Here is a 22,313-nt window from a genome sequence, read left to right on the forward strand (position 1 = left end):
CGACTTCACCCTTCAAATGTGTGTGAACCTGGCGAACTGATCCTAAGTTTGCCTCTGTAGTCTGGTAATGGAATGTATTGGCGCACCGAAAAGAAGTTCGAAACACTCTCCAGCTTTCTAAAAACGCTGGAAGCGAAGCAGGAGCTTGTGAGAGTAAAAGCGCCAGTGTCAGCTCAATTTGAAGCGACCGAAATCCATCGTCAGGTGATTGAACAGGGCGGCCCCACTCTTCAGTTCGACAATACGATCACGTGCTCGGGAACAAAAAGCAGCGTGCCATTGGTCACCAATGTCTTTGGAACACGAGAACGTGTTGCGCTTGGCCTTGGGTGCACTCCTGAGGAGCTTCCGGCTTTGGGTGAACTGTTGGCTTACCTGAGATCACCGCAGCCTCCTAAGGGGCTCAAAGGGTTTGTTGATGCATTGCCCGTTGCCAAGGCTGCATGGGCAGCACGGCCCAAACGCCTTCGTTCCTCTCCTCTGGTCGATATGCCTGTCGATCTGGAACAGTTCCCGGTTCAGATGTGTTGGCCCAATGATGCCGGGCCACTTGTGACATGGGGCATTGTGATCACGCGCCCTCCGGGCAAGGATGATCCCTCTCAGTACAATTTGGGCATCTACCGGGCACAGGTGATCGGTAAAGACAAAGCCATCCTGCGTTGGCTTGCCATGCGAGGAGGGGCAGCTCACCATCGCTTATGGCAGGCGCGCGGCGAAAGAATGCCAGTTGCCGTTGTCATTGGGGCTGATCCGGCAACGATTCTGTCAGCTGTGATACCAACTCCCTCAGACGTGAGTGAGCTGATGATCGCTGGTGTGCTCTCGGGAGGACGCCCAGAACTGATCCCATGTAAGCATGTGGACCTTCACGTGCCTGCCTCCTCAGAAATTGTGCTGGAAGGCTATGCCGAACCAGTAGACACCGCTGAGGAAGGCCCGTTTGGTGACCATACTGGCTATTACAACGACCCTGACCAATTCCCCGTTTTCAAAGTGTCGGGTATTCGCGCCCGCAAGGACCCTGTTTACATGAGCACCTTTACCGGCAGAGCGCCAGACGAACCAGCTGTCCTGTCTGAAACCATGAATGACGTCTTTTTGCCTCTTCTGAAGCAACAGATTCCAGAGGTTGTTGATCTGTGGTTGCCACCGGAGGCATGTTCTTACCGCATCGCCGTTCTTAAGATCAAGAAGAGTTACCCTGGTCAGGCACGCCGTGTCATGATGGGAATGTGGTCGCTCTTACCTCAGTTCACCATGACCAAGTTGATCATCACCGTTGATGAAGATATTGATTGTCGCAATTGGAGTGATGTTATGTGGGCTGTCGCAACTCGCATGGACCCATCGCGTGATTTGGTTGTCTTGGATCGCACGCCAGTAGATACGCTTGACTTCGCATCCGGTATGGAAGGTTTGGGCGGCAAACTTGGTATCGATGCAACGACTAAAATCGGCTCAGAAACCCGTACGGATTGGCCAGAAGTGATGCGGATGCCAAAGGACCTCACAAGCCAGGTCGAAGAGCGCTGGGATGATTTGTTCCCCGGTGGCCTCCCGAAAAAAGAAAGTGGAGATCAACCGAAGGATGCTACTACTCCCTCAAAGGCACAGAGCGGCTCAAAAAGGGGCGAATAAGCACCATGACGAAGCGTATCATTGTTGGCGTCTCTGGAGCGTCCGGCGCTCAGCTTGCATTAAAGACACTTGAGATCCTGAAGGCATTGAATGTGGAAACGCATCTGGTGCATTCAAAAGGGGCTGTCGCCTCTGTTCAGCATGAGCTCGGCGATGATGGTATTGAACAGCTCAAATCACTGGCCTCTGTTACCTATGGGCCAAATAAAATGACATCTGCGATTGCAAGTGGATCATTTCACACAGACGGAATGATTATCACGCCATGCTCTATGCGAACGCTTTCTGGAGTGGCCTATTCCTTTTCCGACAATCTTTTGAGCCGGGCGGCGGATGTGATCCTTAAAGAGCGCCGCAAACTTGTTCTTGTTCCACGAGAGACACCGTTGCATGAGGGGCATCTTGAGGCGATGCTCAAGGTGACACGGATGGGGGCAATTATAGCCCCTCCTGTGCCTCCATTTTATGCAGATATGAAAAATGCCACCGATTTGCTCAAAGAAGTCGCTGCTCGCGGTATTCATACACTAGGAATTGACCCCGGCGCTTACATGACAAGATGGAAATAGATTTTTTGCAGGTTACTTGAATGTAATCTTATGAAAATCCATCGCCCACTTTGCGGCTTAAATTTACTGGTGACAGCTATCTTCCCCTAGAAGTTGAAGAGAAGACTTCTTTTCAATTTTAGTCGAAATAAAATAAAAGGTGAAGATAATGGCCCTGTGTTTTAAGCGCCCCCTCTGGTTTGGAGCTCTTGCATTCTTGGCACTTTTCCTAGTACTCATGCTGGGTCAAAAGGCAAGTGCAACATCAATCACTCTGGATTCAAGTGATACTGAATTATGCGAGGTTCAGGTCACCATTGGACCTGAAGCGCCTAAAGGACCCATTCATAGGTTCGCTGATATTGACTCCGATGATCGCTACACCTTTGAAACAAGCAAGCTCTGCAACCGTCGCACAGTAGGCGGTGAAGCATGTACAGACGAGTACACTGAATGGACCTGCTGTGAAGCGCAAGAAGGTGAAGACATCACTTGCAGAGTGCCGTGATCATAGCCTCCCAGCTCAATTGCACAAAAAACGTCCTTCTCTGAATCAGCACAATTTGCAAACATGGGTTCTACGACGAGTATCTTATGTCGAGGAATAAATGAAAACGATTGGCTTATTGGGAGGAATGAGCTGGGAGAGCACTGCTACATATTACAAGCTGATTAATCAGCAAACACGTTTACGGCTCGGAGGGTTCCATTCCGCAGAGCTGTTATTGTGGTCCTTCGATTTTTCACGGATCGAGTTTCTTCTTGCTCGTGGAGAGTGGGACGAAGCTGGCAGTATGCTAAAGCAGGTGGCGCTCAAGTTAGAAAGTGCCGGTGCTGATTGTATCGTGCTCTGCGCGAACACGATGCATAAGGTCGCTCCCCAAATTCAGGAGGAGTTGACTATCCCATTCATTCATATCGCAGATACAACTGCGCACGCCGTTCACATGGCAAAGAGCAAAAGGCCTCTTTTGCTCGCAACGCGTTACATAATGGAGCAGGATTTTTATATTAGTCGATTGCAAGAAACCAATGAAATTTCAGTAGTTGTGCCGGACATAGGGGGGCAGGCTGTCGTCCATGACATTGCTTACAATGAGCTATGTCGAGGACAGATCAATGTGGATTCTCGGCGCACACTTTTGCAGATAATCCGGAAAGCACAAGGCCAGGGTGCTGACAGCGTTATTTTGGGTTGTACAGAGCTAGGTATGTTGGTGGGGCAGGAGGATATTTCAGCTCCTGTAATCGACAGTACCAGCGAACATGTTCGTAGTGTCTTGGATTTTGCTTTGAAGAACGAGAGTTAATTTTATGATATAGTTTGGTCTTCGGGCGAATGCCCGTTTGTGGAGGGAAAATAATGAAGAAAATATGGGTTTCTGCCGTGTTGGCAGCAGGGTTGGCTGCTCCCGTTCAGGCACAGGAAGCTGCCGATAAAGTCGCGCCGGAAATGGCGAGTGGCATCTCTGACAAGCAAATGGTAACCGCCCAGAAATTTATGGTGGTTGCTGCAAATCCTCATGCCTCTAAGGCTGGTTTTGATGTCTTGCAAGCAGGTGGAAATGCAATTGATGCAATGGTGGCAGTTCAGCTTGTTCTGGGGCTGGTAGAACCACAATCCTCAGGGATCGGCGGCGGGGCCTTTCTGGTTTATTATGATGCTGAAACAGGTGAGCTGACCACGTTTGACGGCCGTGAAACAGCTCCCGCATCTGCAACACCATCGCTCTTTCAGGATGAAAATGGCGAACCACTGAAGTTTTTTGACGCCGTGGTTGGCGGCCTGTCGGTTGGGACGCCCGGCACTGTAAGACTGCTGCACGATACTCACGCTAAGCTGGGCTCTCTCCCATGGGCGGATTTGGTTGCCCCAGCAATTAAGCTGGCGACAGACGGGTTTGAAGTTTCACCGCGTTTGAATGCGCTGATCACACAAGATCAGGAGCAGCTCTCTCGATTTGAGGCAACAAAGAACTACTTCGTGCCGGATGGGAAACCTCTTCCCGTTGGATACCTGCTTAAAAACCCTGCCTACGCAGCAACATTGATGGCGATTTCACAAAACGGCGCCGATGGCTTCTATACGGGTGATATTGCAAAATCCATCATCGAGACTGTGCGCACTGCCAAAGGGAACCCAGGCACACTGGCGCTTGAAGATTTGGCACGCTACGAGATCAAAGAAAGACCCGCGATTTGCGCGCAGTACCGCGCCTATGAAGTTTGCGGTATGGGCCCTCCATCATCTGGTGCTCTGACAGTTGGCCAGATTTTGGGCCAGCTCAACACCTATGATCTACCAGCTATGAACTCAGGGGACCCACAGGCGTGGCGCTTGATTGGGGACGCGTCTCGTCTCGCTTTTGCAGATCGCGGTCGCTACATGGCTGACAGTGATTTCGTGCCAATGCCAACCCAAGGCCTCATTGACCCTGCTTATCTAAAGGGCAGAGCAGAGCTCTTAAGCGGTGATAAGGCCTTGCCAGCAGATAAAGTAGCACCGGGAAATCCGACCTGGGATCATACAATGCTGCAAGCTGATGATGAGAGCATCGAGCTTCCATCTACCAGTCATTTTTCGATCGTCGATGCCGATGGCAACGCCATTTCTATGACAACGACCATTGAAAATGGTTTTGGTTCCCGTTTGATGACCAACGGTTTCCTGCTCAACAATGAACTAACTGACTTCTCGTTTCGCACGAACAAAAATGGCGTGCCGATTGCAAACAGGGTTGAGCCAGGCAAGCGTCCACGCTCTTCCATGTCACCAACAATCGTAATGAAGGATGATAAGCCAGTAGTTGTTGTTGGATCTCCCGGCGGCAGTCGCATTATCGGATATGTTGCAGCTACTCTGGTCGCTAATTTGGACTGGGGAATGAATATTCAAGACGCGATTTCAATGCCGCATCTGATCAACCGTTTTGGGACCTATGACTTGGAAAAAGGAACCGCTGCAGAGAAGCTTCAACCTGCTTTGGAAGCTATGGGTTACAAGACCAATATTAGGGACCTCAACTCAGGTCTTCATGGAATTGTTATCACCAGAGATGGCTTGCAAGGAGGCGCGGACCCTCGACGTGAAGGCCTTGCAATAGGAGAATAAAGGTCGGATATGATTAAGTTTAGGCTCGAGTGATTATTTAATTCTCTCTCGGGTCTTAACGCTGGGTTAACTGTGCACTCCGGTGAACTCTTCTGTAACTTCCTGCAATTGTGATAAGTCGCCCATTGAAATGGCCACGCCCACTGGTTCTGGCCCCAAAAGGTGCCAGTTCTCGATGGCGATTACGTTTCAAAATAGTTGCAGCGACGACTGCGAGCCATCTGCCATGCATAGGTGGGTGCTTTTAGTCGCAATGAGCTTTATTCTCGGGCTCGCTCTTCTCGATGAAACAGTCGTGAGCCTCGCGCTGCCAACTATCACTGAAGAATTTGGAATGTCGCTCACTGGGGCTCATTGGGTGGTAAATTCTTACCTATTGATATTTTCCGCTCTCGTTGCTTTGGGCGGTAAACTGGCAGATCTAGTAAATATCAATTACCTGGTTTTTGCAGGCATCATTGTTTTCAGTCTGGCTTCACTGGCGTGCGGCTTCGCTCCCACTGGGAACTTTCTCATTGGTGCACGGGCCGCACAAGGCATTGGTGCAGCAATCATATTCCCACTTCCCATCGCAACGATATCACGAATATTTCCGGCAAAACACCGAGGGTTTGCATTCGGAGTATATGCATCAATAGCCTGCATCTTTATGGCATCGGGCCCTTTGGTGAGTGGTTATTTTACAAGTGAACTTTCGTGGAGATGGATCTTTTGGGTCAACCTGCCCATGTCCCTGTTAGTTTTTCTTGTATTTGCAATCGCCCCGCTAAAAGGCCGTCACGCTTACGGTGGTGACCGAAGCGTTTCAGATTACCCTTTTGATTGGTTAGGAATAACGACGCTCCTGGCAGGTCTGTTCTTCTTTGTGATGGCGATCATGGAGGCGCCAGATTGGGGGTGGGAAGACAACATGACAATCTGGGCAGGCATCGTCGGCATCGCAGCCTTAACATTATTTGTTTGGAATGAACTAAGCAGAAAAAACCCGCTGATCCAGCTTCATTTTTTCAAGGACCCTTCATTTGCTGTAGCAGCGTTCATAGTTTTTCAAACGCAGTTCTCAAAGATCGTGTTGTTCATTTTTGGAGCATTGTACTTCCAGGAAGCACTAGGCTTTCCTCCACTAGTGGCCGGAATTGCGCTGATGGCTGCTCTCATGCTGAACCCCGTAACCGCGAGCATGAGTGGTGTGTTGGTTGACAAGTACGGCCCACGTGCGCCCGCTATGTGGGGCTTGCCGTTGGTGACAGGCTCTATGATCTGGATTACGGCTTTTATTTCGCTAGATAACTACTGGCTCTTGCTGCCCGCGCTTACAGTCTGGGGAGCAGGGATGCCGTTTGTGTTCTTACCCTCGACGAAATCAGCATTGGAATCTGTTGATTTGGAGAAAAGAGGACAGGCCAGTGGTGTGATGATCAGTTTTCAGATGCTTGGTGGCACAATCGGAATGTCGATTTCTAGCTCGGTCTTCATTGCTACGAATAGCTATCAACTCGTATTTGGTATTGCGACAGCTCTTATGCTGCTCTGTTATTTGCTGGCGTACTTCTACTTTTTAAAGAAGGATAGCACTAAAACTCAAAAGTGAGGGCTGACATAGAGCCAGCCCCAACAATGTTCTATTAGGCTTGGGAGTATACCCGCTTGCCGTCGACGTAGGTAGCAGCAATCGCGCGGTCATCACCAAGGATCATCTGGATAAACAGCTGGTCAATCAAGCTGTTTGCATATCCCATGCGGTGACGAATGAGTGGAGTGGAAAGCGGGTCAATGACAGCAAAGTCTGCTTCCATGCCGACTTTGATGTTGCCGATCCTGTCTTCCTGGTAGAGTGTTTTCGCAGAGCCGACTGTTGCCAGATAATACGCCTGAACGGGGTGAAGGGAGTAACCCTGGAGCTGTGCAATCTCGTAAGCAGTGCGCATTGTTGTGAGGATTGAGAAGCTGGAGCCGCCGCCAACATCGGTAGCCAGACCCACACGAATAGGCTGGTGGGTGAAATGCGAACCACGCACATCAAACAGGCCGGAACCGATAAAGGTATTTGAAGTTGGGCAATGAGCGATGGAGGTACCCGTTTCGTGAAGCACCGCTTTCTCTCGGTCATTCAGGTAAATGCCATGTCCCAATACACAACCCTTACCAAGCAAACCGTAGTGCTCGTAGACGCCGACGTAATCAGGATGCTCTGGATAAAGCTCGCCAACCCACTCCAGTTCCTGACGGTTTTCAGAGGTGTGGGTCTGCACAAGCGCTTCAGGGTGCTCCTTCCACAATGCGCCCGTTGCCTCCATCTGTTCAGGAGTTGACGTTGGCGCAAAGCGTGGGGTGATAGAATACAGCGCTCGGCCCTGTCCATGCCACTTCTCAAGCAAAGCCTTCGACTGGTCATACCCGCTTTGTGCAGTATCGCGCAGGTTTGCAGGAGCGTTGCGATCCATCATCACTTTACCAGCGGCAATACGCATATTGTATCGGGCTGCTTGCTCAAAAAGAGCATCAACTGATTCAGGGTGGATCGTGCAGTAAACAGAAGCGCTGGTTATACCATTGGCAAAGCTCTGCTGCAGATAAACGTCTGCTGCGCGCCGGGCATATTCAATATCACCAAACTTCGCTTCAGCCGGGAAGGTGTAGGTGTTCAACCATTCAATAAGCTGAGCGCCGTAAGAGGCGATAATCTCGGTTTGTGGGTAGTGGACATGACAGTCGATGAAACCAGGTAGAATAAACTTGCCACTATGATCGTACAGAACCGCATCACTTGGCAGGGTCTTCAACAGCTCGACGGCATCCCCAATAGCGGTGATTTTTCCGTTCTCTGTAATGATAAGACCGTCAGGCCAGTCAGTTAAAGCCTCAGCCGGATTATCGCAGAACGGATCTCCGCTAAATTGCAGCACATGACCGCGAAGCGCTGTGATCGTCCGAACGGTTTCTTGCATCAGATTTTCCTTGGGAATTGAACCAAACAGCCATATCTAGCGCAAATTACCGCTCGGAGCGAGAGGAAAGAGAGCATCGCTCGCGAGAGATCTGAGATCAACGTGATGCGTGTAGGAGATCAATCACCTTCTATTGCTGCTTCATTGAGCTCAACATCAATCATTAAATCGGCAGCAATACCTTCCAGTGCCTCTGAAACTTCAGATGGAGATATTTGCGGAGGAATGACAACGCGAGCGTTTGCGCGGAACATAAGCTCGCCACTCATAGACCCCGGCTCAACAAGAGATTCCAAGGTTTCAATGCTCACATGAAGGTTTGAAAGGACACTGGACACACGGCTGATCATACCGGGTTGATCCTGACCTAGGATATGAAGAAGCGCTTGAGTGCCAGCTGGAGCGTTTCCTGTGTTGAGATCGTGAATCCCGATGGTGAGACCAACGGTTTCTAGCTTTGTCAACGCGGCGGTAAGATCTGGGGCAGATGAGCTTTCGACATGCACGCGAACAATACCGGCAAACTGACCTCCCAGACGTGAGAGAGAACTGTCGATCCAGTTTGCTTTATGGTCAGCTACAACCTTGGATATGTCACCTACAAGACCAGGGCGGTCGCTAGCAACGACAGTAAGGACAAGCTCTTTTTTCATAATGCATTCTCCACAAAAGCGCCCCCCGCCGGAAACTGGGGCCTGCTTATCATAGCAATGCTAGATGCAGATGTAAGTCAAACACTTCGATCAATTTCTTTATAATTTTGCACCTAAGAAAACGCAGACTTTCGTCCAGCTGCGCAAATTAGCACCTTGCTATCTTATTAGGGTCCATCTAGCTTGCCCCACGTTAAACTATGGACGGCGTCCCGTGACGGACTGAAATGGATTTCGGTGGCGGTTGACCCATGTCGGGGACCAGAATCGAAGCTGTCTGACGAAATAGAGTAAAGGCGGCGTGCTCATGTAACGCGCCAGTGTTCTGTTTCGTCGGTCCATCTATTGTCTTTGCGACGTCTCCTTAAGTGCCAGCGGCCTCATTGTATGTGACAATTGAAGCATTGCTGCATAGCGGAGATAGAACATGTCTTACTTTATAAAGCCTGCCTTCTTGATAGGGTGTTGGGCTCTTTCCTCCACAGCAGCCTTTGCGCATGCAGGCCACCTAGGTGAACTTGCAGGGCACAGCCATTGGGTTGGTGTCGCTGCTGTCGCCGGTGCTGCAATAATCGCCGGACTTGCCGCCAAAGCGAAAAAACGAGCAGCCTCCAAAGAGGACGGCACACGTGAAAGTGCGGACGGCGCAGACGTAATTTCTCCTGAAGAGCCAGAAGCAGAGCCAGTATGATGACCAAAAAAGAAGAAAAACTCGGCGTAATGATTTGCGGGCATGGCAGCCGAAACAAAGGCGCAGTCGGCGAGTTCGCACGCTTGGCTGCGGGCCTGCGAAAGCGGTTTCCGGACCTGCCTGTTGACTATGGCTACCTTGAGTTTGCAAACCCAGTGATCCACTCGGGTCTGGATAACCTGCGAGAGCAGGGCTGCACGCGCATTCTTGCCGTTCCAGGCATGCTGTTTGCTGCCGGACATGCAAAAAACGACATTCCTTCTGTTCTGAATACCTATCAGGCCAAACATCCAGAAATTTCTCTTGAATATGGCCGCGAGCTTGCTGTCGATACGCGCATGGTGCAGGCCGCCGCAGCGCGCATTCAAGAAGCGATTGATGCGGCTGGTGGCGATGTAAAGCCAGAAGAAACCCTGCTTATGGTGGTAGGGCGCGGGGCATCTGATCCTGATGCAAACTCCAACGTCTCTAAGATAACGCGGATGTTGTGGGAAGGTTTTGGCTTTGGCTGGGCGGAGACCAGCTACTCAGGCGTCACTTTCCCGCTTGTTGAGCCGGGGCTGGAGCATGCTGTGAAGCTTGGTTACAAGCGCATCATCGTGTTCCCGTACTTCCTGTTCACAGGTGTGCTTGTTCAGCGCATTTATAACTTTGCTGATGATGTTGCAGCGCGCCATCCTGATATTGAGTTTATCAATGCTGGCTATCTCAATGACCACCCAAAGGTCATCGATACCATGCAGGAGCGTGTCAACGAGATCCTCGAAGGCGCCAACAACATGAATTGCCAGCTCTGCAAATACCGCGAGCAGGTTTTGGGGTTTGAAGCTGAGATTGGACTGCCTCAGGAAAGCCATCACCACCATGTGGAGGGGCTGGGCGATGAAGCAGAATGCAAGCTTTGTGACGTAACCTGCACTGGTGAATGCGACAGCAAAGGCGCTGATGCACACACACATTCCCACAGCCACGAACACAGCCACAGCCATGGTTATGGGCATCATCACCATCACGGCGACGATCACGGACATGACCATCACCACCACCCCTACCCACATGCAGACCACCCGCACGGACCCAAGTCCATGTTGAAGGGTGATGCCTGAGAATGGGCTTGAGTACGAAAGAAGAAGGGCTGGCCTCTTACGAGTACATTAAGGATCCTGCCGAAATTTATCGGCAGTCCTTTTCCATTGTGCGTAAAGAGGCAAACCTTGACCCTCTTCCAAATGATCTGCAGCCCGTTGCAGTTCGGCTGATCCATGCCTGTGGCATGACGGACATCCCGCAGGACCTTGCCTATTCAAAAGATATAGTAGGCAAAGCCAATGCAGCCTTGCGCAAGGGTGCTCCGATCCTCACAGATGTGGAAATGGTTGCTCACGGCATCATTCGCAAATACTTGCCAGCAGGCAATCAGGTCATTTGCAAGTTGAACCAGCCGGAAGTTCCTGACTTGGCTCAATCACTGGGAACAACACGTTCTGCAGCTGCGGTTGAACTGTGGAAGCCACATTTGGAAGGGGCGGTCATTGCGATCGGAAATGCACCTACAGCTCTGTTCCACCTTTTGGAAATGATTGCGAAAGGTGCACCCAAACCAGCGGCTATCCTTGGCTTCCCTGTTGGCTTTGTCGGGGCAGCTGAGTCCAAGCAAGCTCTGGCGGAAAGTCTCCTTTCTATTCCATACGTGACACTTCTGGGGCGTCGTGGTGGGTCTGCAATTGCGGCGGCTGCCGTCAACGCTCTGGCGGCTGGCTTGCCGGAAGAGAAGACGCAGGGGGCATCAACATGACGGATCGCCCCGCCCCTTGGCTGACGATTATCGGGATTGGCGAAGATGGATATGATGGTCTGTCTGAAGCTGCCCAGTGCGCGCTCAGCTCAGCAACGCTTGTCTATGGCGGCGCGCGTCACCTAGAACTGGTGGAAGGTAAGCTGGCCAATACCTCGTGTCAGCTGAAGGCCTGGCCCTCTCCCTTTGCAAAGGGGATTGAGGAACTTGCTGCCAATGAGGGACAAAACACCGTTGTGCTCGCGACGGGAGATCCGCAATGGTTCGGTATCGGTGCCACGCTTCATCGCAGGTTCAGTGCAGATGAGATAGAAGTCATTCCTCACCTCTCCGCCTTTTCAATGGCTGCAAGTCGACTTGGCTGGCCGCTGCAAAATGTTGAAACTTTGAGCTTACATGGCCGACCAATTGATGTTCTGCGCGGTTTTCTGTTTCCAGGCGCGCGCATCATCGCCTTGACGTCCAACGGAGCAGCTCCTGGGGAGATTGCCGACCTTTTGGCGGATGAAGGCTATGGCATAAGCACATTGACTGTGCTGGAGCATCTGGGTGGAGCAAAGGAAAGAATTTCAACGTGCGAAGCAGAAGTTTACTCAGCCGACGCTGCCGACCTGAATACGGTTGCAATTGAAGCCAGGTCGATTGGGAATACCCCTGTTTTATCGCGCAGTCCTGGCCTGCCGGATTCAGCGTTCCGTCATGATGGCAAGATAACGAAACAGGAAGTGCGTGCGGTGACGCTTGCCAAGCTTGCGCCAGTTCCTGGGCAACTCCTCTGGGATATTGGCGCTGGAAGCGGTTCAATCGGGATTGAATGGCTGAGAGCTGCAAAAAATACGAAGGCGGTAGCCGTTGAACCTTTAGAAAAAAGGCGCGTGTTTCTGCGAGGCAACGCCGCAGCACTGGGAACTCCCGATCTAAAGGTTGTTGAAGGCAAAGCACCAGAGGCGCTGACAAACCTGCCTCATCCAGATGCTATCTTTATCGGTGGCGGCCTGACATCAAAAGATATTGTCAAAACATGCTTTGATGCCCTTCCATCAGGAGGACGTCTGGTTGCTAACGCTGTCACTCTTGAGGGGGAGCAGGTGCTAGCAGAGAGCTGGAAGAAGTTTGGTGGAGACCTGGTCAGGCTTTCTATTTCCAGAGCCGACCCGATAGGCGGCCTTACAGGTTGGCGCCCGTTGATGCCAGTAACGCAGTGGAGCTTGGTGAAGCCATGATTGGTACCCTATATGGCGTAGGTCTTGGACCTGGTGACCCTGAGCTTTTAACGTTGAAAGCTCATAGGCTTATTTGCGCCGCGAAAACAATTGCATACCCAGCAGCCGTTGGAACACCCAGTTTTGCACGGCACATTGCCTCGCAGTTTATTGCGGAAGGCACCTGCGAAATTCCAATTGAAATGCCAATGAAGGTTGAGCGTTTTCCTGCCAAAGAGATCTACGATCAGGCAGCGGAGACAATCTCCAAGAAACTGGCAGCAGGAGAAGATGTTGTCGTGCTGTGTGAAGGAGATCCATTTGTCTATGGCTCCTTCATGTATCTTTATGAGCGTTTGCAAGGAGAGTTTCCCTGCGTGGTCGTGCCTGGAGTGTCATCGATCAACGCTTGTTCGGCCGCGCTCGGCAGACCATTGGCTGCACGCAACGAGGTAATAACAATCATTCCCGGTCCGCTAGAGGATGAGCAACTTGAGCGACGCATTGAGCAATCAGATGCCTTTGTGATCATGAAAGTCGGGCGTCATCTGCCACGTGTAAAAGCTCTGCTGGACAAAATGGGACTACTTGGTGCGGCAGGATATGTAGAACGTGCAACGCTGCCAGAGATGGTCGTGGCACGTTTAGCCGACTATCCAAACGAGACTGCACCATATTTTTCAATGATAATTGTATACAAGGGAGAAGAGGCATGGACGCTGCACCCGCAATCCTAGTGATAAGCCCGGTCGCTCTCAAAACGGCGCAAAAACTCTCTAGTGTTTTGGATGAAAGCCTCATTCACGGTTTCGCCCGTCAAGGCTCCGAGCCAAACGTTGACTACCAGTTCACGTTTGCTGATTCAGCAGAGCACTTGCGCACACTGTTTCAGTCGGGCACGCCAATCATCGGTATTTGTGCTGCCGGCATCCTCATTCGTGCACTTGCGCCCGTTCTAACAGATAAAAGGCAGGAGCCTCCTGTCATTGCTGTGTCAGAAGACGGTTCGAGCGTGGTTCCATTGCTCGGCGGACATCATGGCGCGAATGCGCTTGCGCAGCAGATCTCTGAAGTTTTGCAAGGTCATGCTGCCATCACGACAGCAGGCGACACTGTCTTCAAAGTTGCATTGGACGAGCCACCACAGGGGTGGACCCTTGCAAACCCTTCAGACGCAAAGTCAGTCATGGCTCAAATGCTTGCAGGCGAGACTGTAAAGCTTTCCGGACAAGCTGAGTGGCTGGAATCTGCGGCCTTGCCACTTGCTGATGATGCAGAATTAGAGATTGTTGCAACAGAAGAACCGGTCGAAGGCCACAGCACGAAGCTTGTGTTCCACCCTCAAACTCACGTTGTCGGATTGGGGTGCTCAAGAGGTTGTTCAGTTGAGGAACTGGACGAACTCCTGCAAAAAGGCATGGAACAGGCAAATATCACGATTGGTATGGTTTCTGCGTTTACGAGTATCGACCTGAAGGCCGATGAAGTGGCGATGAACCAACTAGCTGCCCGCTATGAGAAACCGTTCCGCCTGTTCACCGCCGGTGAGTTGAACGAGCACAAAGATCGTCTGCAAACGCCATCTGATGTCGTCTTTGCAGAAGTTGGCTGTTACGGAGTGAGCGAAGGATCTGCTTTGGCAGGGACCGGACCGCTAGGTGAGCTTGTATTGGCTAAGCAGAAAACTGCGAATGCGACAGTTGCCATTGCCAAGGCACCTGCTCCCGTCAACACGAACCTGATTGGCCGCGCCAGAGGCAGGCTGCACGTGATCGGTATCGGGCCGGGACAAGAAGCGTGGCGTACGCCAGAAGCATCACACTGGTTGGCTGAAGCTGATGAGGTTGTTGGTTATGGCCTCTACCTTGATCTGGTGTCCTCTTTGATCAAAGGCAAGCAGCGTCATGCGTTCCAGTTGGGTGCAGAAGAAGAGCGGGTCAGGTTTGCACTGGAAAGAGCAGGTCAGGGCCATAACGTAGCGCTTGTCTGTTCTGGTGACTCTGGTGTCTATGCCATGGGTGCTTTGGTCTTTGAACTGCTAGACCGTGCGCCAAATAAAAGCGGTGTCAGCGATGCTGCTCGCCGGGTAGAAGTCGCCTCCGCGCCTGGTATTTCTGCAATGATCGCACTCAGCAACCGCATTGGTGCTCCGCTCGGCCATGATTTCTGCGCGATCTCTCTTTCTGACTTGCTGACCCCTTGGGAAACAATTCAGCAGCGTTTGGAAGGTGCTGCGATTGGTGACTTTGTAATCGGGTTTTACAATCCGGTTTCCAAACGACGCCGGACGCAGCTGGCCTGGGCAAGGGAAAAGCTTTTAGAGCACCGCCCGGCAGAAACACCGGTTATTCTGGGGGCCAACATCGGACGTGACAATGAGACGATAACGACCACCACGTTGAAAGACCTCAAAGTGGATGACGTCGATATGCTGACCACGGTCATTGTAGGGTGCAGCCAAACCCGTTTGGGCGGAAATGGTCACTCCTTGCACTTTGTGTATACGCCCCGTGGTTACGCCAAAAAGATTGATGCGCAAGACAAACAAGCGGAGAGTGTAGCATGACGGTTCATTTCATTGGGGCTGGGCCGGGTGATCCAGAATTGATCACAGTGCGCGGTCTTAAACTGATCGAAAAGTGTAAGGTCTGTCTCTACGCAGGCTCACTGGTTCCACCGGCAATTGTCGAGGCAGCCCCCAAGGATGCTTTGGTCCTGGATACAGCCTCGATGACACTGGATGAGATCATTGATGAGATGACCAAGGCTCACGCGCAACAGTTGGATGTTGCGCGCGTGCACTCTGGCGACCCGTCCATCTATGGTGCAACTGCTGAGCAGATGCGCCGGTTGGATGAACTGGGTATAGGCTATGATGTAACACCAGGTGTGCCTGCTTTTGCAGCAGCAGCAGCAGCTCTAAAGACTGAGCTTACCATTCCTGAAATTGCCCAGAGCATCATCATCACACGAACATCGATGAAGTCCTCTGGCATGCCTGAAGGCGAGGAGCTGGAAACACTGGGCCGCTCCGGTGCAACCATGGCGATTCATCTCAGTGTGAGAAACCTTGGCGAAATCTATCGCAAGCTTGCCCCGCTATACGGGGAAGAGTGCCCGGTGATTATCGCCTATCGTGTTGGTTGGCCCGATGAAGCGTTCATTCATGGAACCCTGGCAGATATCCGAGAAAAAGCGAAGGCTTCCAAGATTACAAGAACCGCGCTTATCTTTGTTGGTCCGGCGCTGAAGGCAGGCAAGGAATTTCGCGATAGCGCGCTTTATGACGCCAATCACGTTCACGTCCTTCGTCCCAAGAAGAAAGTAAAGTCTTCTGCGTAAGGCCACAGATTAGAAAGAAGCGGACCACCAATCTTCGCTTCTTTCTGCCACCACATGAGCAAACGAGCCCATAATGCGCCCGTTGATATGCCCTAAGGGATCAAGGTCATGGTGTTCAGCGTCCTGGGCTTCAAAAAGCGAAGGAGCCTTTGATGCGCAGTGCAGAGTTGAATAGTGAAACTCATGAGCGCCCAAAGGTTTTTGCCAAGGAAAACCGGCGTTCTTTGCAGCCTCTGTGCACCGTAATTTCCGATAGCCAAGGTGTAACTTCCGCTTTGCAAAGCTTGTGTCATGCGGCAAGAGGCCGAGCATCTCGTGGGTCTGGCCAGCTTTGTCGGTTAGAGTTTGACCAAGGGCCATGTAGCCGCCGCACTCACCATAAATCAGCTTATCTGCCTGAGTAGCTGCGATCATTCCACTCTTGAAATTGTCTGCATGAGCCAGTGTTTCAGCGTGAAGTTCAGGGTAGCCTCCGCAAAGGAAAATTGCGTCGGCGTCGCTGGATGGGCTTTCATCAGCTAGGGGAGAAAAGAACGAGAGCGTTGCCCCTTGCTTCTGCCAATTGTTGAGCAGATGCTCGTAGTTAAAAGCAAAAGCAATATCCTTTGCGATTGCCATATGCTGTCCAAGCGGTGGCAGATGAGAAATGCCGGTTAGTTTTTTGTTCTCTCTGGCAGGAATGGCGAGTACTTTTGCAAGCCGCATGAGTACAAGCATATCAATATTTTTTGCAGCCGCTGCTCCAGCAGCAATCAAAAACGCCTCCAGGTCTTCACGCTCACTGGCTTGTACAAGGCCCAGATGGCGCTCGGGCAAGGCAAGTGTTTCAGAGCGATAAAATGCTCCAAGCACGATCACATTCAGCTTTTCCAGCGCTTGCCGTAAAATGCGCTCATGGCGAGGCGACCCCACACGGTTGAGGATAACACCGGCGATATGGCAATGTGGTTGGTAAGTTAAAAAGCCATGTACAAGAGCAGCAACTGAGTGCGCCTGAGATTTGCAGTCAACAACCAGAATTATCGGAAGCCCAAGGTGAGTTGCAAGGTCCGCAACAGAACCAGACCCGTCAGCTGCCCCGTCAAACAATCCCATAGCACCTTCTATCACGACGACATCGGTGTGCTCTGCCTGTTCTGTGGCATTCAATGATAGCTGGGCCAAAGACATCGCCCATGCATCATAATTGAGGCAAGGCCGTCCTGAGGCAGCCTTATGGAAAGCAGGATCAATGTAGTCAGGCCCCGACTTTCCTGAAGCTACCCGTAGTCCTGTCTCACGAAGGGCGCGCAGCAACGCTAATGTAATGGTTGTCTTACCAGACCCGGAAGACGGCGCTGCAATGACAAACCCCTTCGCAATGCTCATAGGGCAGGTTCCTCTTCCATACGTGGCGCGCGGGAGGACTGTGACAAAACAGGTTCGAGCCAGTTCATTTGATCGCGCAGGCTCACCACTTCGCCAACAACAACAATCGCAGGCGGTTTGAGCCCGCTATTTGTTATATCGGCTGCGCATGAGCCAAGCGTTGTTTCCAGAACGGTTTGGTCCTGTAGCGTTGCGTTGCAAATCACAGCAGCTCGCTCGCTCGGATGGCGGCCTCCATCCATGAGCTTCTGGGAAATAAGTGAGATATGCTTCATCGCCATATACATCACGATCACAGGAGAGCCTTTTGCAAGTGCATCCCAATCAAGCTCATCAGGCGTTACGCCATTTTGGTCATGTCCGGTCAGGAACGTAACAGCTTGATTGATACCTCTATGTGTCGCGGGAATTCCAGCATAGGCCAATCCGCCGACCCCAGCCGTAACACCGGGAATAATACGGAAAGGGATACCAGCGTCGACCAGCGCAAGGGCTTCTTCGCCGCCGCGTCCAAAAACAAAGGGATCTCCACCCTTTAGTCGAAGGACACGTTTTCCTGATTTTGCCAATTGGATGAGCGTGAGTGAGATATCTGACTGCTTGGCGGAAGGCTTACCGCCACGCTTTCCTGCATATATGACTTCTGTCGTTTTATCTGCGAGTGCCAGTATACGAGCATCAACCAGTGCGTCATAGACAATGACATCTGCTTGTTTCAGGCCATTTAAGGCATGCAGGCTCAGTAAACCCGGATCACCGGGGCCAGCCCCAGCAAGCCAGACCCATCCAGCTTCCAGAGTAGGGAATTCAAAATCGGGGAGGGAGATATCGATCAAGCGGCTCTCGTGAGTTGGGCGGTTTTGCCTAGCAATTTAATTGGAAACCTACAGGAAGTCCAAAGTGTTCTGCTTGGTATCTTCCGCTAAATCTGTATAGTCGCCCAATGGTTGAAAGTGGGCAAAAAAAATTACGAACTGGGTGGACCACTGGGGCCTGTGCAACCGCTGCAGCAAAGGCTGCATATGCGTGTTTGTTGACCGGTGAATTCCCTGACCCTGTGAGCATAACGTTGCCTCGAGGAGAGGTGCCTCTTTTCGCATTAGCCTCTGAGAAAGCAGAGGAAAAATCTGCCACAGCTGCAATCGTAAAAGATGCCGGAGATGACCCGGATGTAACACACGGCGCTCTCGTGCAGGCGAAAGTTACACTTAATCCCGGCGCCAATAGCATCAGATTTTTGGCAGGGCCGGGTGTCGGTACAGTCACCAAACCGGGACTGCCCATTCCTGTGGGGGAACCTGCAATCAACCCTATGCCCCGTCAGATGATTGGTGCGGAACTTCAAAAGCTTGCTGATGAAAATGGTGTGCAGCTGGCGGTCGATGTTGAGATATCCATCTCTGATGGTGAAATGCTTGCGCAAAAAACGATGAACCCACGCCTGGGGATCATCGGTGGCCTTTCTGTTCTGGGTACGACAGGTATCGTGCGCCCGTTTTCCTGCGCGGCCTGGATCGCCTCAATACATCGTGGTGTGGATGTGGCGCGGGCAACCGGTTTATCTCACGTTGCAGCAGCAACAGGGGCGACCTCTGAAAATGTGCTGAGGTCATTTTACCCCGACCTGCAAGAACAAGCCTATCTCGATATGGGAGACTTCGCAGGTGGCTTGTTGAAATACCTGCGTGCGCATCCAATACCAAAGCTGACGATCTCAGGCGGAGTTGCTAAGCTGACAAAGCTTGCACAAGGAGCGATGGACCTTCACTCCGCGCGTTCATCCGTTGACTTTGCGGCGCTTGCCCAGGTGTTAGAGCGCGCTGGCGCCTCGCCTACTTTGGTGGCAGAAACGGCGCAGGCTGAATTGGTTTCTTATGTTGCGCAACGTGCCGCTGAAGAAGACCTCCATATAGGGCAGATCATTTCGGAAGCTGCCAAAAGCGCTGCTTTGACAATTCTCCGTGGGGCGCCTGTCAGTGTGGAGGTTATTGTAACAGACCGAAAGGGGCAGGTTTTAGGGCACGCTGTTTGTGACGATAGCGCCAAACTGGAGTGATCGGGATGTCTATAAAACTCAAGATACTTGTTCTTGCTGGTACGCGAGAAGCAAGAGAGTTGATAAAGACCCTGTCTTTAAATGCCGATTATGACGTGACCGCCTCGCTTGCTGGGGTCACCAAGAACCCACACAAACTGGCTGTAACAACCCAAATGGGTGGGTTTGGTGGCGCTGAAGGCTTGATGCATTACCTTCAAGCTGAGGGTATTACTGCGGTTGTCGATGCCACCCATCCTTATGCCGCTCAAATTACCCAAAACGCGTGTGAAGCCACAAAGCGAGCAACTATTCCAATGTTGCGTTTTGAGCGTGCTCCGTGGAAGCGCTGCCCTGAGGACGAGTGGCACCTCGTTGATGATCTGCACGCCGCGCTGGAATTGATTCCAGCAAGGGAAACTGTATTCTTTGCAGCAAGTTCCAAGGTCGCTGCGCCATTTATTCAGCGGCCAGACCTTACCGCAGTCATTCGCAGCTTAAACGTCCCTGAGCGCAAAGATGCCTTGCCAAACGCAGTGTATGTGGCAGGGATGCCAAGTGCGGATTGGCGCGAAGAAGTCGCGCTTTTCAAACAGTTGAACGTTGGTTGGCTTATCAGTAAAAACAGCGGAGGAAACTCATCCTACGCGAAAATCAGGGCTGCGCGTGAACTCAAAATTCCAGTGGCGATGATACAGCGTCCCGGGAGTTATGATGGTATCAGCTGTTCTAGTGTTGAGTGTGTCCTTGAACAGCTGAAGCTCATCGAAGTTCAGGCGTAAGTCTGGCAAATTATCCTTTTGGGTTCTTGTAGGGTGCTGTCGTCATGCGTTGGATGATGCCATCTCTTGCAATGAGCCAATGATAAAGTCCCCCCAGCACATGTAAGGAAACCAGCCAGGCAAAAACGACGCCAATTGTGGCGTGGAGATCCAGGATCGCTTCCGCATTGGGGCGGTCCTTTGGAACAATGCCAGGAAGATCAAAGAGTCCGAAGAACGGGATAGGGGCTCCGTAGAGAGATAGCCCAACCCAACCGAGAATTGGATTGGCGATCAACACTAGGTAAAGCAGCCCATGCACTGCTTTGGAAATAATGCGCAGTGCTGGCGACATTGAAGTCGGAGGGGGCGGGGCAGGCGTGACCCAATGTTGGAGGAGACGTAAAACCACGAGTATAAAAAGAAGAATGCCAATGCTCTTGTGATAAAAGAAAAACGCATTCTGCAAAGGGCCAGACGCCAAGTCTGACATGACCAAACCCATCGGCACCATGATGAACACCAAAATGGCAACCACCCAATGGTATGTTTTTGCCATCGCAGAATATCCGGCAACTTGGTGGCTCATACCCTATTCTCCCGATAATTCTGGAGCTTCTTGAACAGCCCCTGCAATCTCCTGATCGACAGATGGATCAGGCTTCGATACCACTAGGCTAACCTTAGGAGAGGTGAGCTGTGAACTCGGTAAAACAAGGGGGCTTCATGGAAGGAGGTCAGGTGATGCGAACACCTTTGCAAGACCACCCGGATGCTTCTCAGCTGACCAGTGGCTTTGTTGAGGAAGAATGGCAAGAAGTATTAGCTGCTTCCATAGACAGAAGAGCTCCGGACCTTAGGGGGTATGGCAGTGTATTTACGCCATTGTGCAAGGCGCAGAAACAGTTTGTTATCGGCCAGCTTGGGCAGTCAATCGATGGCCGCATTGCCACGCTAACTGGCGATTCCAATTACGTGAATTGTATAGAGGCACTCGTTCACCTCCATCGGCTGCGGGCGCTTTGTGATGCTGTAGTTGTTGGAGTTGGCACCGCAGTAGCTGATAACCCTAAGCTTACAGTTAGGCATGTAAGTGGTAGTAATCCTGCGCGGATTGTTATTGACCCTTATGGCCGAATGCCAGCTAAGAGCACATTACTGCAGGATGTAAGTGCCCGTCGTATCGTGATCACACGCACTGATGCGAACGTAAGCTACCCTGACGGTGTGGAGTGCCTGCAGATAAAGCCTGATGCAAACGGAAGGTTGTGCTGTACCGAAATCCGCAAAGTTCTCCGGGAGTTTCGCTGTATTCTCATCGAAGGCGGCGCTTGGACACTGTCCCGCTTTATCGAGCTGAATATGATTGACCGCCTCCATATTATGCTTGCTCCCCTGATCATAGGCTCGGGCCCGCGCGGCATGCAACTTCCTGCGATCGATTACCTTTCGCAGGCAATAAGGCCTGGTGTTGCCTGGTACCCGCTGGGAACAGATATGCTAGCCGACTTGAGTTTGTCCGACACAACCCCAAGGTGATGATACCTTAAATACGCCCAAAAGCGCTTCCTAACATGAGAGAAAGCTCCTATAAACCTGCGTGAATTCCCTCAAAGGATACAACGCATGCCAGAGCTCATCAGACGAACCTCCCTTTTTGAGTCCAAAGGACGGATTGAGGACGTGGAAGTGCGTGTCGTCCATGAGGATGGCCGCGAGCACATCACAACCGATCCTGTTTGGGTTTATGGCGATTCTATTGCGGTTTTGGCGTATGACCCACAAGCCAAAACTGTACTGTTGGTCAAACAACTTCGTGTAGCTCCATATATTATGGAGGAGATTGTTATTCTGGAAGCGTGTGCTGGTGGTATTGAAGCTAGTGACCCATCCATCGAAGACGCTTGTAAACGTGAAGCGCAAGAAGAATTGGGTTGCGAGCTGAGAAACCTGCGCAAAGTGGCAAATGTCTTCATCAACCCCGCGCGCTTGGCTGAAAGAGCACACCTTTTTCTAGCTGAGTTCACGTCAGCTGCTCTGAACATCGAAGGGCGCAACCAGGATGAAGACGAAGATATTGAGGTCGTCGAGCTGTCCTTTAAGGAGCTGTGTGCTCTGCACGCTGCGCAAGAAATCCGGTGTCCGCGTCTATTGATGCTGACACAAGCACTCATGATAGAAAAGGCCAGCCATCAACTCGCTTAAGAAGGACCAGTG

The 22,313-nt window shown here is 51.6% G+C and carries 22 protein-coding genes; 17 read left to right on the forward strand and 5 right to left on the reverse strand.

Features of this window, described 5'->3' with window-relative positions:
• Positions 1–72: 72 nt before the first annotated feature.
• The 6 genes from BMZ51_RS08175 to BMZ51_RS08200 all read left to right on the forward strand — a co-directional run bounded on the left by BMZ51_RS08175 (position 73) and on the right by BMZ51_RS08200 (position 6,892).
• Entirely contained in the window at positions 73–1,641 is a 1,569-nt protein-coding gene (locus BMZ51_RS08175; protein ID WP_068005463.1) for a UbiD family decarboxylase, read from the forward strand.
• Between the two features lie 5 nt (positions 1,642–1,646).
• A complete protein-coding gene (locus tag BMZ51_RS08180) occupies positions 1,647–2,210 on the forward strand; it encodes a UbiX family flavin prenyltransferase (RefSeq protein ID WP_068005455.1) in 564 nt (187 codons plus the stop codon).
• A 148-nt stretch (positions 2,211–2,358) separates the two neighbouring features.
• Positions 2,359–2,697, forward strand: coding sequence for a hypothetical protein (locus tag BMZ51_RS08185; RefSeq protein WP_068005453.1), 339 nt, complete (start codon positions 2,359–2,361; stop codon positions 2,695–2,697).
• Between the two features lie 100 nt (positions 2,698–2,797).
• Positions 2,798–3,499 (forward strand): aspartate/glutamate racemase family protein, encoded by a 702-nt coding sequence (locus tag BMZ51_RS08190; protein WP_068005451.1) that lies wholly within the window; start codon positions 2,798–2,800, stop codon positions 3,497–3,499.
• Positions 3,500–3,552: 53 nt separating this feature from the next.
• Complete coding sequence (gene ggt / locus BMZ51_RS08195; RefSeq protein WP_068005450.1) at positions 3,553–5,301, forward strand: gamma-glutamyltransferase; 1,749 nt, start codon at positions 3,553–3,555, stop codon at positions 5,299–5,301.
• Positions 5,302–5,476: 175 nt separating this feature from the next.
• Positions 5,477–6,892, forward strand: coding sequence for an MFS transporter (locus BMZ51_RS08200; protein WP_208979354.1), 1,416 nt, complete (start codon positions 5,477–5,479; stop codon positions 6,890–6,892).
• Between the two features lie 34 nt (positions 6,893–6,926).
• Here the strand turns inward: BMZ51_RS08200 and guaD are convergent, their stop codons facing one another.
• Together guaD and BMZ51_RS08210 are read right to left on the reverse strand one after the other, a co-directional pair.
• A complete protein-coding gene (guaD, locus tag BMZ51_RS08205) occupies positions 6,927–8,249 on the reverse strand; it encodes a guanine deaminase (RefSeq protein ID WP_068005445.1) in 1,323 nt (440 codons plus the stop codon).
• A 119-nt stretch (positions 8,250–8,368) separates the two neighbouring features.
• Positions 8,369–8,902: a glycine cleavage system transcriptional repressor gene (locus BMZ51_RS08210; protein WP_068005443.1), complete on the reverse strand. Its 534-nt coding sequence runs from the start codon at positions 8,900–8,902 to the stop codon at positions 8,369–8,371.
• A 427-nt stretch (positions 8,903–9,329) separates the two neighbouring features.
• Between BMZ51_RS08210 and BMZ51_RS08215 the strand changes: the two genes are divergently transcribed.
• Genes BMZ51_RS08215 through cobM form a run of 7 tightly spaced genes read left to right on the forward strand, consistent with a single transcriptional unit; the run spans position 9,330 to position 15,932 of the window.
• Positions 9,330–9,593, forward strand: a complete 264-nt coding sequence (locus BMZ51_RS08215) for a DUF6732 family protein (protein WP_068005441.1) — start codon at positions 9,330–9,332, stop codon at positions 9,591–9,593.
• On the forward strand, positions 9,593–10,699 hold the full coding sequence (locus BMZ51_RS08220; RefSeq protein WP_068005660.1) for a sirohydrochlorin chelatase: 1,107 nt from the start codon (positions 9,593–9,595) through the stop codon (positions 10,697–10,699). The genes BMZ51_RS08215 and BMZ51_RS08220 overlap by 1 nt, the downstream gene beginning before the upstream one ends.
• Before the next feature lie 8 nt (positions 10,700–10,707).
• A complete protein-coding gene (locus BMZ51_RS08225; RefSeq protein WP_420848483.1) occupies positions 10,708–11,388 on the forward strand; it encodes a precorrin-8X methylmutase in 681 nt (226 codons plus the stop codon).
• Positions 11,385–12,611, forward strand: a complete 1,227-nt coding sequence (locus tag BMZ51_RS08230; RefSeq protein WP_068005437.1) for a bifunctional cobalt-precorrin-7 (C(5))-methyltransferase/cobalt-precorrin-6B (C(15))-methyltransferase — start codon at positions 11,385–11,387, stop codon at positions 12,609–12,611. The genes BMZ51_RS08225 and BMZ51_RS08230 overlap by 4 nt, the downstream gene beginning before the upstream one ends.
• Positions 12,608–13,327: a precorrin-2 C(20)-methyltransferase gene (cobI, locus tag BMZ51_RS08235; RefSeq protein WP_175485002.1), complete on the forward strand. Its 720-nt coding sequence runs from the start codon at positions 12,608–12,610 to the stop codon at positions 13,325–13,327. The genes BMZ51_RS08230 and cobI overlap by 4 nt, the downstream gene beginning before the upstream one ends.
• A complete protein-coding gene (gene cobJ, locus BMZ51_RS08240) occupies positions 13,303–15,156 on the forward strand; it encodes a precorrin-3B C(17)-methyltransferase (protein ID WP_068005433.1) in 1,854 nt (617 codons plus the stop codon). Before cobI ends, cobJ begins: the two co-directional genes overlap by 25 nt.
• Positions 15,153–15,932 (forward strand): precorrin-4 C(11)-methyltransferase, encoded by a 780-nt coding sequence (gene cobM / locus BMZ51_RS08245; RefSeq protein ID WP_068005431.1) that lies wholly within the window; start codon positions 15,153–15,155, stop codon positions 15,930–15,932. The genes cobJ and cobM overlap by 4 nt, the downstream gene beginning before the upstream one ends.
• A gap of 9 nt (positions 15,933–15,941) precedes the next feature.
• On the opposite strand, the gene BMZ51_RS08250 is transcribed toward cobM, so the two are convergent.
• Complete coding sequence (locus BMZ51_RS08250; protein WP_068005430.1) at positions 15,942–17,300, reverse strand: cobyrinic acid a,c-diamide synthase CobB; 1,359 nt, start codon at positions 17,298–17,300, stop codon at positions 15,942–15,944.
• Positions 17,297–18,136 (reverse strand): uroporphyrinogen-III C-methyltransferase, encoded by an 840-nt coding sequence (gene cobA / locus BMZ51_RS08255; protein ID WP_068005428.1) that lies wholly within the window; start codon positions 18,134–18,136, stop codon positions 17,297–17,299. The genes BMZ51_RS08250 and cobA overlap by 4 nt, the downstream gene beginning before the upstream one ends.
• Before the next feature lie 107 nt (positions 18,137–18,243).
• Here cobA and BMZ51_RS08260 point away from each other — a divergent pair, with 107 nt between their 5' ends.
• Together BMZ51_RS08260 and BMZ51_RS08265 are read left to right on the forward strand one after the other, a co-directional pair.
• Positions 18,244–19,356, forward strand: coding sequence for a cobalt-precorrin-5B (C(1))-methyltransferase (locus BMZ51_RS08260; protein WP_068005427.1), 1,113 nt, complete (start codon positions 18,244–18,246; stop codon positions 19,354–19,356).
• Between the two features lie 5 nt (positions 19,357–19,361).
• Complete coding sequence (locus BMZ51_RS08265; RefSeq protein ID WP_068005425.1) at positions 19,362–20,117, forward strand: precorrin-6A/cobalt-precorrin-6A reductase; 756 nt, start codon at positions 19,362–19,364, stop codon at positions 20,115–20,117.
• A 10-nt stretch (positions 20,118–20,127) separates the two neighbouring features.
• Here BMZ51_RS08265 and BMZ51_RS08270 read toward each other — a convergent pair whose 3' ends face one another.
• On the reverse strand, positions 20,128–20,685 hold the full coding sequence (locus BMZ51_RS08270) for a cytochrome b (protein ID WP_068005423.1): 558 nt from the start codon (positions 20,683–20,685) through the stop codon (positions 20,128–20,130).
• A gap of 110 nt (positions 20,686–20,795) precedes the next feature.
• Between BMZ51_RS08270 and BMZ51_RS08275 the strand changes: the two genes are divergently transcribed.
• Positions 20,796–21,635 carry a RibD family protein gene (locus BMZ51_RS08275; RefSeq protein ID WP_208979355.1) on the forward strand — a complete coding sequence of 280 codons (840 nt, stop codon included), beginning with the start codon at positions 20,796–20,798 and terminating at the stop codon, positions 21,633–21,635.
• 87 nt (positions 21,636–21,722) lie between these two features.
• Positions 21,723–22,301, forward strand: coding sequence for an NUDIX domain-containing protein (locus BMZ51_RS08280; RefSeq protein ID WP_068005419.1), 579 nt, complete (start codon positions 21,723–21,725; stop codon positions 22,299–22,301).
• Positions 22,302–22,313: the final 12 nt, after the last annotated feature.

Source organism: Pseudovibrio axinellae, from assembly GCF_900110875.1.
In the GTDB taxonomy this organism is placed as follows: Bacteria; Pseudomonadota; Alphaproteobacteria; order Rhizobiales; family Stappiaceae; genus Pseudovibrio; species Pseudovibrio axinellae.

What these genes read in the sequence shown, in the direction of transcription:
- BMZ51_RS08175 (WP_068005463.1), top strand. Translation starts at nt 73, where the DNA reads ATGTATTGGCGCACCGAAAAGAAGTTCGAAACACTCTCCAGCTTTCTA.
- BMZ51_RS08180 (WP_068005455.1), top strand. Translation starts at nt 1,647, where the DNA reads ATGACGAAGCGTATCATTGTTGGCGTCTCTGGAGCGTCCGGCGCTCAG.
- BMZ51_RS08185 (WP_068005453.1), top strand. Translation starts at nt 2,359, where the DNA reads ATGGCCCTGTGTTTTAAGCGCCCCCTCTGGTTTGGAGCTCTTGCATTC.
- BMZ51_RS08190 (WP_068005451.1), top strand. Translation starts at nt 2,798, where the DNA reads ATGAAAACGATTGGCTTATTGGGAGGAATGAGCTGGGAGAGCACTGCT.
- ggt (WP_068005450.1), top strand. Translation starts at nt 3,553, where the DNA reads ATGAAGAAAATATGGGTTTCTGCCGTGTTGGCAGCAGGGTTGGCTGCT.
- BMZ51_RS08200 (WP_208979354.1), top strand. Translation starts at nt 5,477, where the DNA reads ATGGCGATTACGTTTCAAAATAGTTGCAGCGACGACTGCGAGCCATCT.
- guaD (WP_068005445.1), bottom strand. Translation starts at nt 8,249, where the DNA reads ATGCAAGAAACCGTTCGGACGATCACAGCGCTTCGCGGTCATGTGCTG.
- BMZ51_RS08210 (WP_068005443.1), bottom strand. Translation starts at nt 8,902, where the DNA reads ATGAAAAAAGAGCTTGTCCTTACTGTCGTTGCTAGCGACCGCCCTGGT.
- BMZ51_RS08215 (WP_068005441.1), top strand. Translation starts at nt 9,330, where the DNA reads ATGTCTTACTTTATAAAGCCTGCCTTCTTGATAGGGTGTTGGGCTCTT.
- BMZ51_RS08220 (WP_068005660.1), top strand. Translation starts at nt 9,593, where the DNA reads ATGACCAAAAAAGAAGAAAAACTCGGCGTAATGATTTGCGGGCATGGC.
- BMZ51_RS08230 (WP_068005437.1), top strand. Translation starts at nt 11,385, where the DNA reads ATGACGGATCGCCCCGCCCCTTGGCTGACGATTATCGGGATTGGCGAA.
- cobI (WP_175485002.1), top strand. Translation starts at nt 12,608, where the DNA reads ATGATTGGTACCCTATATGGCGTAGGTCTTGGACCTGGTGACCCTGAG.
- cobJ (WP_068005433.1), top strand. Translation starts at nt 13,303, where the DNA reads ATGGACGCTGCACCCGCAATCCTAGTGATAAGCCCGGTCGCTCTCAAA.
- cobM (WP_068005431.1), top strand. Translation starts at nt 15,153, where the DNA reads ATGACGGTTCATTTCATTGGGGCTGGGCCGGGTGATCCAGAATTGATC.
- BMZ51_RS08250 (WP_068005430.1), bottom strand. Translation starts at nt 17,300, where the DNA reads ATGAGCATTGCGAAGGGGTTTGTCATTGCAGCGCCGTCTTCCGGGTCT.
- BMZ51_RS08260 (WP_068005427.1), top strand. Translation starts at nt 18,244, where the DNA reads ATGGTTGAAAGTGGGCAAAAAAAATTACGAACTGGGTGGACCACTGGG.
- BMZ51_RS08265 (WP_068005425.1), top strand. Translation starts at nt 19,362, where the DNA reads ATGTCTATAAAACTCAAGATACTTGTTCTTGCTGGTACGCGAGAAGCA.
- BMZ51_RS08270 (WP_068005423.1), bottom strand. Translation starts at nt 20,685, where the DNA reads ATGAGCCACCAAGTTGCCGGATATTCTGCGATGGCAAAAACATACCAT.
- BMZ51_RS08280 (WP_068005419.1), top strand. Translation starts at nt 21,723, where the DNA reads ATGCCAGAGCTCATCAGACGAACCTCCCTTTTTGAGTCCAAAGGACGG.